This window comes from Ruegeria sp. CDSC021 (assembly GCF_059610845.1).
In genome coordinates this window covers 142,688-157,175 of sequence record NZ_JBXWOK010000007.1, presented here as the reverse complement: position 1 = coordinate 157,175, position 14,488 = coordinate 142,688, and the positions used below count along the sequence as shown (strand labels likewise).

16 protein-coding genes are annotated in these 14,488 nt (G+C 52.6%); 7 read left to right on the top strand and 9 right to left on the bottom strand.

Annotated features, from left to right (window positions below; translation table 11 throughout):
* Positions 1–59 precede the first annotated feature (59 nt).
* From AC2FGB_RS12805 to AC2FGB_RS12795, 3 genes are all read right to left on the bottom strand, one after another.
* Positions 60–455 (bottom strand): rhodanese-like domain-containing protein, encoded by a 396-nt coding sequence (locus AC2FGB_RS12805; RefSeq protein WP_496710124.1) that lies wholly within the window; start codon positions 453–455, stop codon positions 60–62.
* Positions 456–641: 186 nt separating this feature from the next.
* Positions 642–2,288, bottom strand: coding sequence for a tetratricopeptide repeat protein (locus AC2FGB_RS12800; protein ID WP_282027846.1), 1,647 nt, complete (start codon positions 2,286–2,288; stop codon positions 642–644).
* Positions 2,289–2,672: 384 nt separating this feature from the next.
* Entirely contained in the window at positions 2,673–3,953 is a 1,281-nt protein-coding gene (locus AC2FGB_RS12795) for a tetratricopeptide repeat protein (RefSeq protein ID WP_496694113.1), read from the bottom strand.
* 266 nt (positions 3,954–4,219) lie between these two features.
* Between AC2FGB_RS12795 and AC2FGB_RS12790 the strand changes: the two genes are divergently transcribed.
* The 4 genes from AC2FGB_RS12790 to AC2FGB_RS12775 all read left to right on the top strand — a co-directional run bounded on the left by AC2FGB_RS12790 (position 4,220) and on the right by AC2FGB_RS12775 (position 6,572).
* Entirely contained in the window at positions 4,220–5,140 is a 921-nt protein-coding gene (locus tag AC2FGB_RS12790; RefSeq protein ID WP_496689829.1) for a sulfurtransferase, read from the top strand.
* A 64-nt stretch (positions 5,141–5,204) separates the two neighbouring features.
* Positions 5,205–5,621: a class I SAM-dependent methyltransferase gene (locus AC2FGB_RS12785; RefSeq protein WP_496694112.1), complete on the top strand. Its 417-nt coding sequence runs from the start codon at positions 5,205–5,207 to the stop codon at positions 5,619–5,621.
* Between the two features lie 222 nt (positions 5,622–5,843).
* Positions 5,844–5,996 (top strand): hypothetical protein, encoded by a 153-nt coding sequence (locus tag AC2FGB_RS12780; RefSeq protein ID WP_496694111.1) that lies wholly within the window; start codon positions 5,844–5,846, stop codon positions 5,994–5,996.
* Between the two features lie 66 nt (positions 5,997–6,062).
* Complete coding sequence (locus AC2FGB_RS12775) at positions 6,063–6,572, top strand: MaoC family dehydratase (RefSeq protein ID WP_496689831.1); 510 nt, start codon at positions 6,063–6,065, stop codon at positions 6,570–6,572.
* A 164-nt stretch (positions 6,573–6,736) separates the two neighbouring features.
* On the opposite strand, the gene AC2FGB_RS12770 is transcribed toward AC2FGB_RS12775, so the two are convergent.
* Positions 6,737–7,624: a LysR family transcriptional regulator gene (locus tag AC2FGB_RS12770; protein WP_496694110.1), complete on the bottom strand. Its 888-nt coding sequence runs from the start codon at positions 7,622–7,624 to the stop codon at positions 6,737–6,739.
* 97 nt (positions 7,625–7,721) lie between these two features.
* Between AC2FGB_RS12770 and AC2FGB_RS12765 the strand changes: the two genes are divergently transcribed.
* The gene (locus tag AC2FGB_RS12765; RefSeq protein ID WP_271951927.1) at positions 7,722–7,943 is read left to right on the top strand and encodes a hypothetical protein; all 222 of its coding nucleotides are present in this window, start codon (positions 7,722–7,724) and stop codon (positions 7,941–7,943) included.
* Between the two features lie 329 nt (positions 7,944–8,272).
* Here the strand turns inward: AC2FGB_RS12765 and AC2FGB_RS12760 are convergent, their stop codons facing one another.
* The 5 genes from AC2FGB_RS12760 to AC2FGB_RS12740 form a co-directional block, all read right to left on the bottom strand.
* On the bottom strand, positions 8,273–9,052 hold the full coding sequence (locus AC2FGB_RS12760) for a methyltransferase domain-containing protein (protein ID WP_271951929.1): 780 nt from the start codon (positions 9,050–9,052) through the stop codon (positions 8,273–8,275).
* The gene (locus AC2FGB_RS12755) at positions 9,016–9,198 is read right to left on the bottom strand and encodes a hypothetical protein (protein WP_496694109.1); all 183 of its coding nucleotides are present in this window, start codon (positions 9,196–9,198) and stop codon (positions 9,016–9,018) included. Before AC2FGB_RS12755 ends, AC2FGB_RS12760 begins: the two co-directional genes overlap by 37 nt.
* Positions 9,199–9,993: 795 nt before the next feature.
* The gene (locus AC2FGB_RS12750) at positions 9,994–10,353 is read right to left on the bottom strand and encodes a YybH family protein (protein ID WP_496694108.1); all 360 of its coding nucleotides are present in this window, start codon (positions 10,351–10,353) and stop codon (positions 9,994–9,996) included.
* Positions 10,354–10,854: 501 nt separating this feature from the next.
* Positions 10,855–11,553 (bottom strand): hypothetical protein, encoded by a 699-nt coding sequence (locus tag AC2FGB_RS12745; RefSeq protein WP_281973611.1) that lies wholly within the window; start codon positions 11,551–11,553, stop codon positions 10,855–10,857.
* A gap of 435 nt (positions 11,554–11,988) precedes the next feature.
* Positions 11,989–12,834 (bottom strand): LysR family transcriptional regulator, encoded by an 846-nt coding sequence (locus AC2FGB_RS12740; RefSeq protein WP_281973610.1) that lies wholly within the window; start codon positions 12,832–12,834, stop codon positions 11,989–11,991.
* Between the two features lie 86 nt (positions 12,835–12,920).
* Between AC2FGB_RS12740 and AC2FGB_RS12735 the strand changes: the two genes are divergently transcribed.
* Both AC2FGB_RS12735 and AC2FGB_RS12730 read left to right on the top strand, forming a co-directional pair.
* Complete coding sequence (locus tag AC2FGB_RS12735) at positions 12,921–13,388, top strand: c-type cytochrome (protein WP_281973609.1); 468 nt, start codon at positions 12,921–12,923, stop codon at positions 13,386–13,388.
* Between the two features lie 13 nt (positions 13,389–13,401).
* A complete protein-coding gene (locus AC2FGB_RS12730; RefSeq protein ID WP_281973607.1) occupies positions 13,402–14,310 on the top strand; it encodes a c-type cytochrome in 909 nt (302 codons plus the stop codon).
* Positions 14,311–14,488 lie beyond the last annotated feature (178 nt).

The following is a 14,488-nucleotide window of genomic DNA, read 5'->3' as shown; positions in this document are numbered from 1 at the left end:
GACGTATCTAATTCCCCCCCCCTGCTCTGTTTGCTCAAGACCGTTGGTTTCGCCGTTTCTTAAGGCTGCTCTGTGGAGGAGCCAGCAGCGATCAGAGCCGCCATCCCTCCATCGATGAACTGCACGTTTTGAAAACCCATAGCAGCCAATACATTTGCCGCTGCCGCGCCTCGGTAGCTTGGAGTTCCGCCACAAGTGGTGAAAATTCGCCTTCCACGATCCTGTAACTCTTGAGATCTGTATTCACTTTCAAGGACTGCCATCCAAGCGACGGCTCGACCTGGAGCCGGAATGGCTCTGGGGCTGATACCTGTAGCCGCCATTTCAGCGCTATCCCTCACGTCCACTACAAGTGCGTTGGGGTCTTCGATCAGTACTGCCAGCGCGTCAGTTGCTGAAATCGGATTTGCTTTGGATATTTCCTGAGCTTCCATTTGTGCGAATGTTAAGACCATATTGCCCCCCGACTGCAAATCCTGCGCTATGCTACCATGCGGCTGATTTACCGCAAATCGGCACCGAAGCGATGCTTGGCAGTCTTATCGTCGTCCAGACTGTTGCCATCAACGAAGTTAAATAAGTCCCGGTCAACGGCAGAAGCGGGCCTCGCAAATACCCCGGCCATTGCTGTTGATCAGTGATTACTGGGCGGCCAAAGCCTTCTGCCTGCAATAACACGATGCCTTGATCGGCACCTCGGCGCGAGCAGTGGCCTTGTCCAGTTGTGGCTTAATGTGGGCGGCTTCGACCGTTTCACCGCGCCGGGTGAGACATTCGTGCAAGCCATGCAGGCTCCAGACGTTGCCCGGATGCTGACAGGCCCGGCTAAGCGTTGCATCCAGGCCAAGGTCTGCACGGTAAACAGCTTCGGCTTCCTCCATCTGGCCCTGCTCAAGAAGAAGAGCACCCAGCGCATGACGGGTGGGTTGCATCCAGCCCCAGGGCTCGTCGTATGGCAAGTTGTCGTCGATCTCGACTGACTTTCGCAGGTGGTCAAAGGCCGTTTCGTGCTCTCCTGCGTGATAGGCCAACTCACCCAGCATCATTTGCTCAGCGACCTTCAGAATGTCCCGGCATGTGTTGTTGAACAGCATTCGGGTCTCAGGAACTCTGGCCAGAGCATCATAGAACTTGGCTTTTTCACTCTCGGCTTCGGCGACCCTGTGTAGGTTGGCCAAGGCAACCGTCCTTGCATACCGCATCATGGCAATGGTCACGCTGTAAAGCTCTTCATCCTCTGGCAGATCCTGATCGAGAATATCCTGCCAGAGACCAAACCTGATCAGCACATGTTGCTTCATTGGAATGAAGCCTTCAAACCAGTCCGCCATAGGCCGAAGAGTGTCTGACGGCAAGGTGTCGATCAGCTCATCGGCAGCTTCGATTGCTGCCGATGGTTGCCCCAAGAACATCGCACCGTATATTTTAAAGTGATAGTTGTGGCACCGATAGACGGAATAGAAATTGTCAGGGCCTTCGCGCTTCAGAAACTTGCGATCTGCCAATATGGCTTTGTGATTGCGCAGTACCACGTTCATATAGTCTCCGCACAACACGTCGATATGGGTCGGCATGTGCAACAAATGCCCGGCCTCGGGCACCAGCGTGCTGAGCACATCGCCCTGACGCAGTGCCCGTTCGGGGTGGGGCGACATTTCCATAAGGTGAATGTACATGTGCAATAGTCCTGCGTGCTCCCATGCTCCGGAAAGTGTATCGAACGCATTTTCGAGCACGGATATTGCCTCGAGCGTATCGGCCCCTTCGGCGGGCTTTCCGGTCGGCAAATCCCAAAGCTGCCAGGGTGTCCGGTTCATGAGCGACTCGGCCAGAATCGCAGACACGTCCAGGTCCTGATCGAATTCGGTGTGAACCTTTCGCATCGCATCAGCGAAGGCGTCATTCCACGGGCTGAAATCCTCAATATCCGACGAGGATGGATAACGCTCTGGAATGGCATCGATTAGCGCGCGTTCAACAGGCGTCAGCCGGTCCTTTAACGACGCAGCAGCCTCGATTGACGCTTTCGCCAAGGCGATACAGTCAGGCTTCTCGTCTTCTTCGAATGTTTCCCAGGGCTTGTTGTAGTTCGGCCCAATACAATACGCGATGCCCCAGTGCGCCATTGCGCAATTTGGATCCGCAGCCACGGCATTCTGAAAGCATACAATCGCTTCTTCGTGGTTGTACGCGTAAGTCCAAGCCAAACCACGATCAAACCAAAGCTGGGCTTCGTCCGACGAGGTTGTGATCTTTCGGCTGTAGCGACCGAGATCATAGTATTCCATCACAATAACCCCCTAATTAAAGGGAGAAGTTTACCACAATGGGCTGTTTCTCGATACTGGCTACATCAAAGCCGACCTAAGGCATAGACCCGACTTATATGAGCCCCATTTGATCGAAGCACTCTTCTTGGCAACTGATAAACTTGTCGGCCGCGTGAGTGACGGACGGTCCAATCCCTCCACAGTAGCCCGCCGACAAGACCACAATCACCGCTTGCACACCTAAGACGGGCATTTGAGAAAGCTGATGTCAGCAGTCAGATTGTTCTTTTCCGCCAACTAACACTTTTGGGACCTAGTAGCGTCGTGCGACAGCTTCCGTTCAAAGTGGCGTTGAAAACCTGTAATTTGCGCTCATTGCGGGCGTCAAAAATACGGGGGACCCTATTCTTCGAGCGTGGCAACTGCATGGTCGTGAGAGGTATGCGGTCGATGCATGTTGAGAATGCGTTGAGCTTCATTCGATTGTCCCGAAATTGCCAGCGCATGCGCCAATGAAAACTCAATAATGTCGCGTTGCGCCCGGCTACCACCAAGGCGTTCGTGCTCAGACATGACACTTACGAACTTCTCAATCGCTTCATCCGCATTTCCATCCGCCAACGCACGGAATGCGCCTGCGACAGAAACAACGGTGGGGCCTGCGGGTCCCTTTGCGCCGTCAATGGTTGATTCCAGACGCTCTCTGTTTCCAGCCATCGCATGCGCAAGAGCAGCGTGAACATCCGCAAAAGCCAAGCCAGGTGAAGGAAAGAACTCAACAGCATAGTCGCTGAGTTGTTGCCAACGCTCCTGGGGAATTTGCTCGCCAGCCAAAAAGGCGCGGTGAACAATTGCCACACTATCAGTCAGAACGTTCAGTGGTGGCGCAGGAGGTCGGTCGGGGGAAACATAATCATCGAACAGCTTCCACATACCCGCCACATCGCCGCTCTCAAGCGCCCACAGAGCGACGTGCCAACTGAGATGGCAGTGCAGATACGCTGTGGAGGGATAGTCTTGCCAAAACTCGCGCAGATAAGCGTAGCCAGCGTCCGTCTCACCGTTCTCATAGTAGAGATGGGCCCTGACATGTGCAGTGTGTGCGCTGTCTGGCTTCAACTCAAGTGCGCACTCGATGTTTTCCGCGGCCGGGCCAATCTGTCCGGCCTCCATCTGGGCAAATGCATGCTGACAGAGAAACCACCAGTCGTCGCCATAGTGTGGCTTTAACATGGTCGTGTACGCAAGCTGCTCCGCCTCGCGTCCAGCCTGACCTGAAAACCCTATTAAGCCAAATACGCTGGTACAGGTCTGAGCAAGCAAAATATCTCGTGGATTGTCAGCGACGTGATCCCGGATGCGCCTGTAAGCCTGTGGTGCACGCCCCTCGATGAGATCGCTGATAATGTCGATCTGGGCGGCTTCGCGCGAGCTGACGCCATGCGACAGTTCCTTTGCGACGGCTATTTCACGCTTTGCATCTTGTCCACGCCCGACGGTAACAAGGTATCGCGCAAGCCCAACATGGGGCATGGCAAAACTATCATCTGCCTGCATTGCAGAACGGTAAGCTTCTTCAACATCATCAAAAGCACCCAGAAAACGATCGATGCCTTCAACGTAGGCGTCTCGCGCAGCTTGTGATGTGGTCGTTAGCGGGCTTCCGTACCGATCTTCAAGCATCCAAACCTTCCACTATCTGTACCAAACCTGTCCGTCAGTGAGCTATATGAGCATGCCTAGCCATAAACGAGTCAAAGGAAATCGACGTTGCGAGGCGCCCTGATTTCAGCATCCGTTTCTTTCAGAAGTCTCATGAAATCATCGAAATGCCAATCAAACCATAGTTGCTTCATCAAATCCCAATTTCCTAAAATTGGACTCCGAAAGCAATTTTGGGGATTATTCCATACGGCCCGGCCCGCGTCCGGTTAGAGGAGAACGTAGGTATGACAACCCAAACTCGCCCGCTCATTGATACGGCTTGGTTGGCAGATAACCTGACTGACCCGAAACTACGCATCATTGATGTTCGCTGGAAGTTTAGGGAGGAAAACGGCAAAGGCTTGGCCTATGACGATAGGAGCGAGTTCCAAGCCGAGCACATTCCCGGCGCCGTGTATGTAGGCATGTCGACGGAGCTTGCAGACAGCAATCAGAACGTTCCCGATATGATGCTCGGGCCAGAGGATTTTGGGAAAAAGATGCGCGAGTTGGGTGTTTCCAACGACAGTCATGTCTTGGTCTACGATGATTCCGGGCTTCCGTTGGCTTCAGCGCGTCTTTGGTGGGCACTTTCGCACTATGGCCATAAAAACGCGCAGGTCTTGGACGGCGGCTTGCAGCAATGGAAACTCGAAGGTCGACCCACTGAAACTGGCGATCCATCCGTTGAGCCTGGCGACTTCGCTCCCAAGGTGCAGAGCAATTGGATTGCCAGCAAAACTGACGTTCTGGACGCGATAGGAAGGCCTGAGGTCAGAGTTGTGGACTTTCTGCCAAACGACCTCTTCCGAGGCGACGGTGTTCACACATGGGGAGGTCGCTCGGGACATATCCCCGGTGCAGTTAACATACCGGCGATATCGAACATCGATCCGGATTTGGCACACACACCCATTGCTGAGCGGGCAGCGAAACTAAAGGAACGAGGCTCATTCAGGTTGGCGGATCGCCTCCGCCTCCTTCAGCACTATCAGGACAAGGGAATTCAAACCGACGACGAGGTTATCGCGTATTGCGGTCGCGGTATTGCCGCCTCTTGCGGTCTCCTTGCGCTTCGCCACATGGGGTTCGACAAGTCGCGCCTCTATGATGGTTCCTGGGCTGAATGGAGCGCCGATGAGAGCCTTCCGGTTGAAACCTCGTGAGACTACGATTTTGGGTCACTTTGGGTGATCCAATTATTGACGCGTTGCTAGGAGGATATTTTTGATGACGGACAATTTCCGGCTGACCAAAGAAGCTGCGCAGAAGTACAACAACCATAGTGTGCCTGCGATGTTCGGCCCATTGGCTGAAGCAACAATGCAGGAGGTTCAGCTTCGAAGCGGCACTTGTGTTATCGACATTGCATGCGGCACCGGGGCTTTGACGCGAGAGATTGCAAGGAAACTGACGGGCGAAGGCCGGGTTGTTGGCGTAGATCTGAACGAAACCATGATTGAGGTCGCGCAGTCCAATCAGCTGGATTGTCGTCATGTGCTCGAGTGGTATGCAGCAGATGTAACCGAGTTACCTTTCGGAGACGCTACGTTTGACTATGCCTTCATACAACAGGGGCTTCAGTTCTTCCCCGACAAATCCGCCGCGTTGAAAGAAGTTCATAGGATCTTGCGCAATGACGGTTAGCTATTTTTGACATGTTGGCGCGCTGTGTCGCCCTTCAATGGAGCACTTGCAAAAGCTCTCGAACAGCATGTTGGAACAGATGCCGCAGTCAAGGCCAGAGCGCCTTTTTCGTTTCGAGATGGGGACCTCATTTCGAACTTGTTGGTCGATGCAGGCTTTAAGATAGCTCGTCACGAGCCATTGGTACTAGAGCGAAGATTTATTGACCTTCGTGCGCAAATCATGGCGCTGCCAATCGAAACTGATCTTAGGGATGCAGGTGATGACGTCACCAACAAGGTCGTGGAAGAGGTTGCAGACGTTTTGTCTAGATATGACAATGAAGGCGTATTGCACGTACCGCAAGAAGCGCACCTTTTTGTCGCCGCGGCATAGGTCAACGACCACTGGCTCAGTTCTCAATTACGATCTTTGCCATAGTCGAATGACAATGCGGCATTAGTGGCTGCCGAGCGTGGCTCCGCGTTGACGGTAGAGTGTGCATCAAACTATACTTTTGCCATGGCCAGCGGAAAATACATCGACGATTTGTCGGTTGGCGAAACTTTCGAAACCGGTGGCGTTACGCTGACCGAGGGAGCGATTGTTGACTTCGCACTGGTTCATGACCCGCAGCCCTTCCACGTTAACAAAGTGGCTGCCGCAAAGTCGATTTTCGGCGGTCTCATCGCCAGTGGATTTCAAACAATAGCGCTTACTTTCAGGTTGTTCCGCGACACTGGTGTACTTACCGGCACCAATCTGGGTGGACATGGTATGGACGAGGTACGGTGGCTGGCTCCGGTGTATTCCGGTGACACGATCAGCGTGCGCGTCACGGTTGAGGCAATTACACCATCACGTTCGAAGCCAGACCGGGGAACGGTCAAATTCCGATACCAGACATTTAACCAGAACGATGTTGAAGTTCTTAACCTGGTCATGCACCATGTGATGGCATGTCGGAGTTAAGGCGGTTTGCAGCGACTTGGGCGCGGCGATCAATTCGACCTCCCTTTGTCATCTTCAAGAGTATCCTTGGGCTCGCCACATAAGGCTTCTATTCGCAATTGCGGTCGTGGCGTACATGCAAACTAGCTTGTTCGCGTGTTCTCAATCCTTTTTTGCCTAAATAACTACTTGTAGATTGCCGCATAGCGAGGTGCGAAGAACTTAACGAAGGCTCTAACCTCTGGCCGACGATAGGCTTCCGGCGAAATGAGCATTAGGTGCGGCACCGCAAGTTCGGGGATTTCGTCGAAACATCGGATAAAAGACATGTCTGTTTCCACCAGCTTGACATTGCTGATCCCAAGGCCTTGCCCTGACCTGATCGCCGCATGCATTAGCTCCAGTTCAGTGAAAGACATGACGATCTGGTCCGGCTCCACGTGATTGGTCAACCATTCGTGGAATACATTTGGTACATCGTCCCGCTGAAAGGTAACAAACTGATGCCCGGCCAGATCATTCGTTGACCCCGGTAAGCCAAATTTGTCCGCGTAATTTCTGCTGCCGAACAAAGACCAGCGGGCCGTGCTGATCTTACGACAGATCAGGTCAGGATCAGGTTCAGTTCTTGCAAGGCGCAAAGCAATGTCGGCCTCGCCCGCCATCAGCTCCAGCGCCCGAACGCTGGACAAAAACTCGAATGCGACATCCTGATTGTCGGCGGAAAACTCGTTTACGATTTCAATCATGCGTGCAGAGAAGTTTGCTGAGTAAGCGGTGATACGGATGGGTTGTGTCGACGTCAATTCTTTCGCGCAATCGGCAAATTCAAGGACTGAAGTCTCGATTGCTTCGGCGAGGGGAACGAGGCGAAGGGCTTCTGGGGTCGGTTTGAACCCGTGCGTACCGCGCTCAAAAAGCGTCAAGCCTGTTTCTCTTTCGAGAACATCAATGCGTCGGGCAACCGTTGGTTGGGAGACCTTTAGCTTTCTAGAGGCCGCAAGCGTCGACCCTTCTCTGAAGACAGAGAGGAACACACGAATATCCGACCAATTTCGGAACCCGTTCTTCATTTTTGTAGAACAGCACAATTTTGTGCCGGATACCAGAAAAACGGGAGAACAGTTACTGTTGTTGCGACAGCGCAATTAACTCGGAAAGGACCATGAGATGGCTTCCCATACAATGTCACCCAGCCTCTGGGCCGTATTTGGTGGACTGTTCGGTTGGACCAAAAGAGCCTTCCCCGAAACCCGGAAGCTGCGGCCTACAGCCAACGATCTTCACGCGGAACGCGACTATATTAATGACGTGATCTGGAGTAATCCCGATGCGTTTTCGAGTGAGCTTGACGTGCAGAACATGATGAACCTGTATCCAGGAAAGTTCTGACAACACTTGGTGACAATCGGCCGAATAAGGCGATTAGATCGCACCAAAATGCAGCTGCAAGCTGGAAGTGACAGCCACGCACCTGTGTTGTCGCCATAGAGTAAGTAGCAACACGAGACCTTCTGTCATCACACCTATCACTGCGGTCGTTCGAACGTCTGATCAATGCCTGCACGTCTGGCACTTCCTTGGGGCATCACCGACGACAATTAAGTATGGACAAAAGATTTGCAGCACCAATTGGGGCGACTGTGACACCAATGGGGGTCTCTTCAACCGCGACTTTCAGGAAGCCTGCGGAAGAACCTAGGCCGAGTTACTTCGCTCGATCACCCTTTTCTACGCGCCACGACGACAAATTGGGTCATCGAAAAGAAGAAGCGTCCAACTTTTGCAAGGCTGAACTGTTCGTCAAACCACGATTGCGCAACTGCGGGATCAACATAGTCATTTGCGACAGCGTATTGCTTCATGAGGTGCATCATCATGATTGCGAGGCCATCAGGCTTTAGCTGGTGATCTGTCATAGTGAACGACAAGACATCTTCCACATGGTCGCCGCGAGCCTTTATCAGTGCGGGCAGTCTTTCCGGGAGGGAACCACTCACAAAGTGCTGGTTCCAGGAAGTCAGCATCTTTTGCATTCTGTCGGGCTCATCGCTGAACCAAATCAAGCTACCAAAGTGCAGATCACTGATGACAAGCCGCCCGCCGGGTTTGACGCACCGCAGCGTGTCAGCCAACGCACCGTCTACGTCTTCGATGTACTCAAAGACTTGTACCGAGACCGCTTTGTCAGCACTCTCATCCTCAATGGGCAAGCTATTTGCGGCACCAGCACGAAACTCCACGTTTGCGTAGTCGCTGCATCGTTCTTTAGCGGCCGCTGTCATGTCAGTGCTTGGGTCGATCCCGATGACACAGCCATCCGAGCCAACTGCGCGAGCCAACTCTGCTGTCAACAGCCCGTTGCCACATCCGATGTCCAAAATAGTTTCACCGGGAGAAGGGCACAGCGCATCAAATGACACCTGTCGTCGCCGCGTCAATTCGGCTCCCTGATAGGCGGTTTCTAGTAATTTCGTTGTTTCAGCGTCAAACTTAAGCAACTCTCCACCCTTACAAAGCCCACCAGTCCCCGAAACTCTAGTCCGAAATGGCCCACAACATGGGGGCTAGACAGCTTCTTGGCAAGTTCGAGGTTCAGTAGGATGCGGCCTGTGGCAGGTTTACAGCTCCCCCACCGGGTTTTCATCTTTTGAGAATCCTAGTTTCCGTGGGTACAACGCCCAAGCGTGCTGCCCATCCGTCGTTGTGATCAGACACAAACTGCTTCAGGTGCGCACGGTAGAATTTAGCCATTGCATTGGACCTAGTTGCCAAATCAGACCCAGGTCGTGCAGTCATCCGAAGCCGACCGTTGACTGCCAAAGGGTCACCTCAGGGTTCGATAGGTACAGCGCCCAACTGGCCGCGGTGATTTGTTGCCGCGATCAGTGGGCCTATTGGAGATTTCAAATCAGAGGATGCCGCAGCCGCCACGCATTCGCTATCGCCTAAAAGTTGAGTTCGCACTCAAGAAACTAAAAATTTCAACTCTTGATTGCATCGCCAATAGAACTTTGGGCAATTTAGTCAGAGCTTTGGGTCAAAACAGGAATTTGGGCGATCCTACACAAAAATTGTAGGGACGCGCATAACGCTGCATTCTTATCATTGATTTTATTCAGAAAATCTGGGTGTCTTCGCCCATAATTTTGCACAGCATTTGCGCATAGGTTTGCACGATTTTCCCATAAGATTGCACGGTTCACTATACGCGCTCAATTTTCGATTGTCGTACAGTGGCTTGATCAACTTGAACGCACCATAACTCAGCCAAAAGTGCGTTATTCTTGGAACAATTCAACCCAAAACCGAACAAAACAACTCAATTGCGAGGCTATGGTAGATTCCTTTCAATTTAGCTCGGCTCGGTTGGTTTAGATAAAAACTATTTAACATCGGCAATTCGACGCATGGGAACAGACGGCAGCAAGCTGTTTAAATTCTAGGGATGCGTCTCATTAAGACTGCATAGGGTGATTAGCCATCGACCATCTGGTTGTCGCTCAAGCACATTCAGCGAAACGCCTTCACCTGTCGTGCCTTCGCTAAATTCTGCAAGACACCAGCCGAGTTCGCCGTCTCGACCTGCACTAGAGACATTGATTTTTTTGTCTTCTCCACCTACCGCGACCCACTCTGCATGTGTGTCTTCAATAGCTTGCCTTCCAATGGAAGGTGGGCCGAAGGGAGAGTACATCTCTGCTTGCGCTGCAAACACGGAAGCGCATCCATTGGCGTCCCCTTGTCGGTAGCAGGCGACATAGTGGTCGAATACCTCCTGGCACTGTTGTTTGAAGGACATACAAACACTCCTAATTTCGCTGTCCTAGCATCAGGTTCTGCAATTCTACTGTCAAATCAACCTCGATCAGATTGTTTGCGTCGCTTCTACCTAGGACAAACCCGTCTTTGGTTTTGCGCCTGGGAACTGACATCTAAGCAAGATGCAGCATTTGACTCTTTGGGCTCAAGTAGACAATCGCTGTACAAGGCATAAATGACTGCTATGCGGACAAAGCAGCCTTATGCAACCGCTGCTATTGCTGACGCAGCATCGGTGAGCAGCTGCTGCACGCGCATCGCTGCGGTGCAACTTATTTCGTCAAACCGGCCATTCAAGGCAAGATCATAGTCCGAATTTCGAACGGAGCTTTCGGTGCATCCAGATCGGACAATCTGGACGCATGAAACAGCGCTCATTGCTTACGATGGCGACAACGAGCGCTTCCAGAATGCGCCCCGAAAAATTGACCTGGTGAATACTAGCGGCAATGCGGGTGGCACACGCAACAGCGCTGTCTGATCAGTCCGTTGAGAAGCAATAAAACAGACCCGCCCCGCCAGAACGTGGCAGATGTTCTTCTCCACAACCACGCGAGCCGTGCGACGAGTTCCAAGACACCATGTTTCGCGCATCATTGAGACCCACACGGTCATGATGTCCGACAATCGCGGACCCGTCTTCACTATTCGAAGTCCAGTTGCTGCATGTCGTATCGCCACCTGCCGTCGAGAAATGTCCGGCAGAATCGGAGCCAGTCAAAATGTCATGTTTGTTCGGCTGACTACCACGCCCATTTACAGGGTTACCGTTTTCATCGAGTGCGGTCAGAATACTAATGTTCACGCTGTCGCTGTGTAGGTCTTCTACATTGTTGGCGATGAGTTCTCCCTTGGCATTGTACCATGGACCCGCCCCGATCCGGTCGCGTGCCGAAATACCGTTGGTTATTGTCATCGGGTCGGTGCTGCGATCAATGGACATTGACGTGCTCAGATAGGCCGAAAAAGTTTTGGAAGAACCGACCGCAGAAGCAAGTGCATTACAATGAGCATCGGCGCCGTCGAGGCCGCCTAGATTGGCACCGTCTCCTTTGCCTACACTAGTGATGAAGAACGACATCTCATCGCCTGCCGATTGTGCCTGAACGATTGCCGCGAAACAGCAGATTACGAGTGCAGCAACCCCATGGACAGCTGTTCTGTTGGTGAACTTCGACATGTGATTCTCCCTTCTTGCTGTTTGATCTCCGATGCTAGCCGTATGCATTGCTTGGGTCCACGATTAGCGCACAGGGATTAGAGAACATGACAGTTCAGCCTTCGAAACATATCTTGACGGAATATTGGTCGGCACAGACGTTATGGCCGACTTTCGTCACCATTGTGGCAAACCCAAAATGGGGTTCGCACGAAACTTTCGCCGCGAGTATTGCGAACACCCGGTCTGACAGACGTACTCCACCACCGTGCTGTGATCGATTGCCTCAGATGCTGGACAAAGCAGCTTTCCGACTTGACCGCGGCAATGTCCGTAGTCAGCCCAAAGCCGCTATTGCGTTGAATGCCTTGCATCGGAAAGTCGGCCTTTGAAACACTGAACTCGTAATGCTGCTCTGCAAATAATGCGACTGCTTACAACTGTTTTTGGGTGATTTCAGTTGGCTAGAGCTTTGGCTATGCGTTCAACCAAGGCCCGTTGCACGAGAGCAAACCTTGGTGTCTGCGCGATTTCCTCTAGTGTTGCGACCCAGAGCGGAACTTCGATTTGGGGATTCATGCCGGGCGATCTATGAAGGCGGGGGTCAGCATCGCCGATGAGTTCAGGTAAAAATGTCTTGCCCGCTCCGGAAGCGGCCATCTGCTGAAGCACCAAAAAACTGTCTGCTCCGTTGGTAGTTTGTTCGGTTTTCGCGTTTTCTGCTAGCCACTTGGCAGGCCGAGAGCGGCTCAACGCGCCGTCAAGCCTCATCCATTTACGATTTGGGGAACCATCATCATAGACCCCAAACGACAATGTACCTGATCGTTCTCCGACCAGGCCGTCCTCAAGTTTAATCGATGGGCGCACAGCGATATCCGCAGTCAGCCGGGATAGATCACGGTGGCTGTTGCTACTCAACAAAGTCAGTTCCAACCCTGGGTACTCTTTGGAAATTTCATTCAAAATTTGAGGCAAAACCATCTGGCAAAGACTGTCAGTGGACGTGATGCGAACGTGACCAACAGGAGAGCGGTTCGCGCCTACGATTGCCCTCTCTACTGAAAGCACCGCATCTTCAACGTTTTCCATAGCCGAGAGAATTGTTCTGGCCTCAGGCAGCGCGGAATATCCAGAAGGGCTCTTCCGAAAAATCGCACAGCCACTTCTCTGTTCAAAGGCAACCACTCTGCGCAGGACTGTCGCATGCGTTACCCCCAAAGCTTCCGCCGCCGAGTTCAGCGAACCGTATCTATCAACGGCAAGCACATATCGAATGTCATCCCAATTATCGTTGTTCATAAATTAACAGGAGGCGGCGAATAACAAACAATTACAAGTAAATTCGTTCAAGCTAACATTCGAAGTATTGAACAGGGAGAGACATCATGATGAAGAAGTTCTCAATTTTGGCGGCAGGCATTTTGTCTGTAGCGGCCATTGGCGCAGCCATCGCCCATGAAAGCGAAAATCCGGCTGTGAAAGCTCGGACCTCAATCATGCAGCTCTATTCCTTCAATCTTGGTACACTTGGCGGCATGGCCAAAGGCGAGGTGGGCTATGATGCCGAGGCCGCAACACGGGCTGCAAACAACCTTGTTGTACTAACGCAGATCGACCAATCCGCGATGTGGCCCGCAGGATCCGACAATGTATCCGATCCGTCCACCCGAGCGCTGCCTGCGATCTGGGAAAACTTCGCTGACGTTGGTGCGAAAGGGCAGGCTATGGCAGATGCCGCTGTTGCGATGCAGGCTGCGGCAGGGCAAGATGTTGATGCCCTGAAAGCGGCTATGGGCGATTTGGGTGGAAGCTGTTCGGCATGTCACAAAGCGTACAGAGCGCCAAAAGACTAATTGGTAGATAGCTGTGAAGCGGTTTTTCCTTTTCACCGCTTTCGTTGCACTCTTGATTGGGTTGGCAGGTTTGGTGCTGACCCGACCACAAAGAACGGATCAATCTAAACTCGACGGTTTGCATCCGGATCTCACCAGAGGCGAAATCGTGTTCCACGCCTCAGGATGCGCATCTTGTCATTCAGCGCCGGATGCGGTTGGTGAGGACAAGCTCATGCTCTCCGGTGGTCGCCGGTTTGAGACGGAATTCGGCACGTTCATTGCCCCCAACATTTCCAGTGACCCAGAAGTTGGTATTGGGTCCTGGTCTGCCCTGGATCTGGCCAATGCCTTGATCCATGGGACCGGACCCGAAGGGCAGCACTATTTTCCAGCGTTTCCCTATACATCTTACGCCAACATTACGGCCGAAGACGTTATTTCGCTCCTTGCATTCCTCAGAACCCTGCCAGCGTCCAAAGCCGAAAGCGTTTCTCATGAAGTCGGTTTTCCTTTCAATGTTCGTCGTGGATTGGGGGGATGGAAACTGTTGTTCATGACACCAGGCTGGGTAGTCGAAGGTGATTTGACCGACCAACAAAGACATGGCAGGTATTTAGTGGAGGCGTTGGGTCACTGCGCCGAATGCCATACGCCGCGAAATGGCTTAGGTGGTCTGAAACGAGACCTTTGGCTGACAGGTGCACCAAATCCAAACGGGAAGGGTCGCGTCCCGGGCCTTACCTCAGACCAGCTTGATTGGTCCGAGGCCGACATTTCCGAGTACCTCAAATCTGGCTTTACACCGGACTATGACAGCGCTGGTGGTGAGATGGTAGAGGTCATCGAGAACACAACTCGCCTCACCGATGAGGACCGTTTGGCGATTGCCGCCTATCTCAAGGCGGTTCCTGTTTCGTCGGCGGTGCTTCCATCAGAGTAACAGTCGTTTGGCGCCATGCAGGGGGACCAGATGCTGTCGTCGATCGCCGGTAGGAAGCCGCAGGGCCTATTCCCTTTTCACCAACCACCTGTTTTACGTTTTGAACGTCGGAGCTCAGCAATACCCCGAGATTCTGTTCATGATTGATTGAGCGTTGTGGTCAAATGACACAAATAAT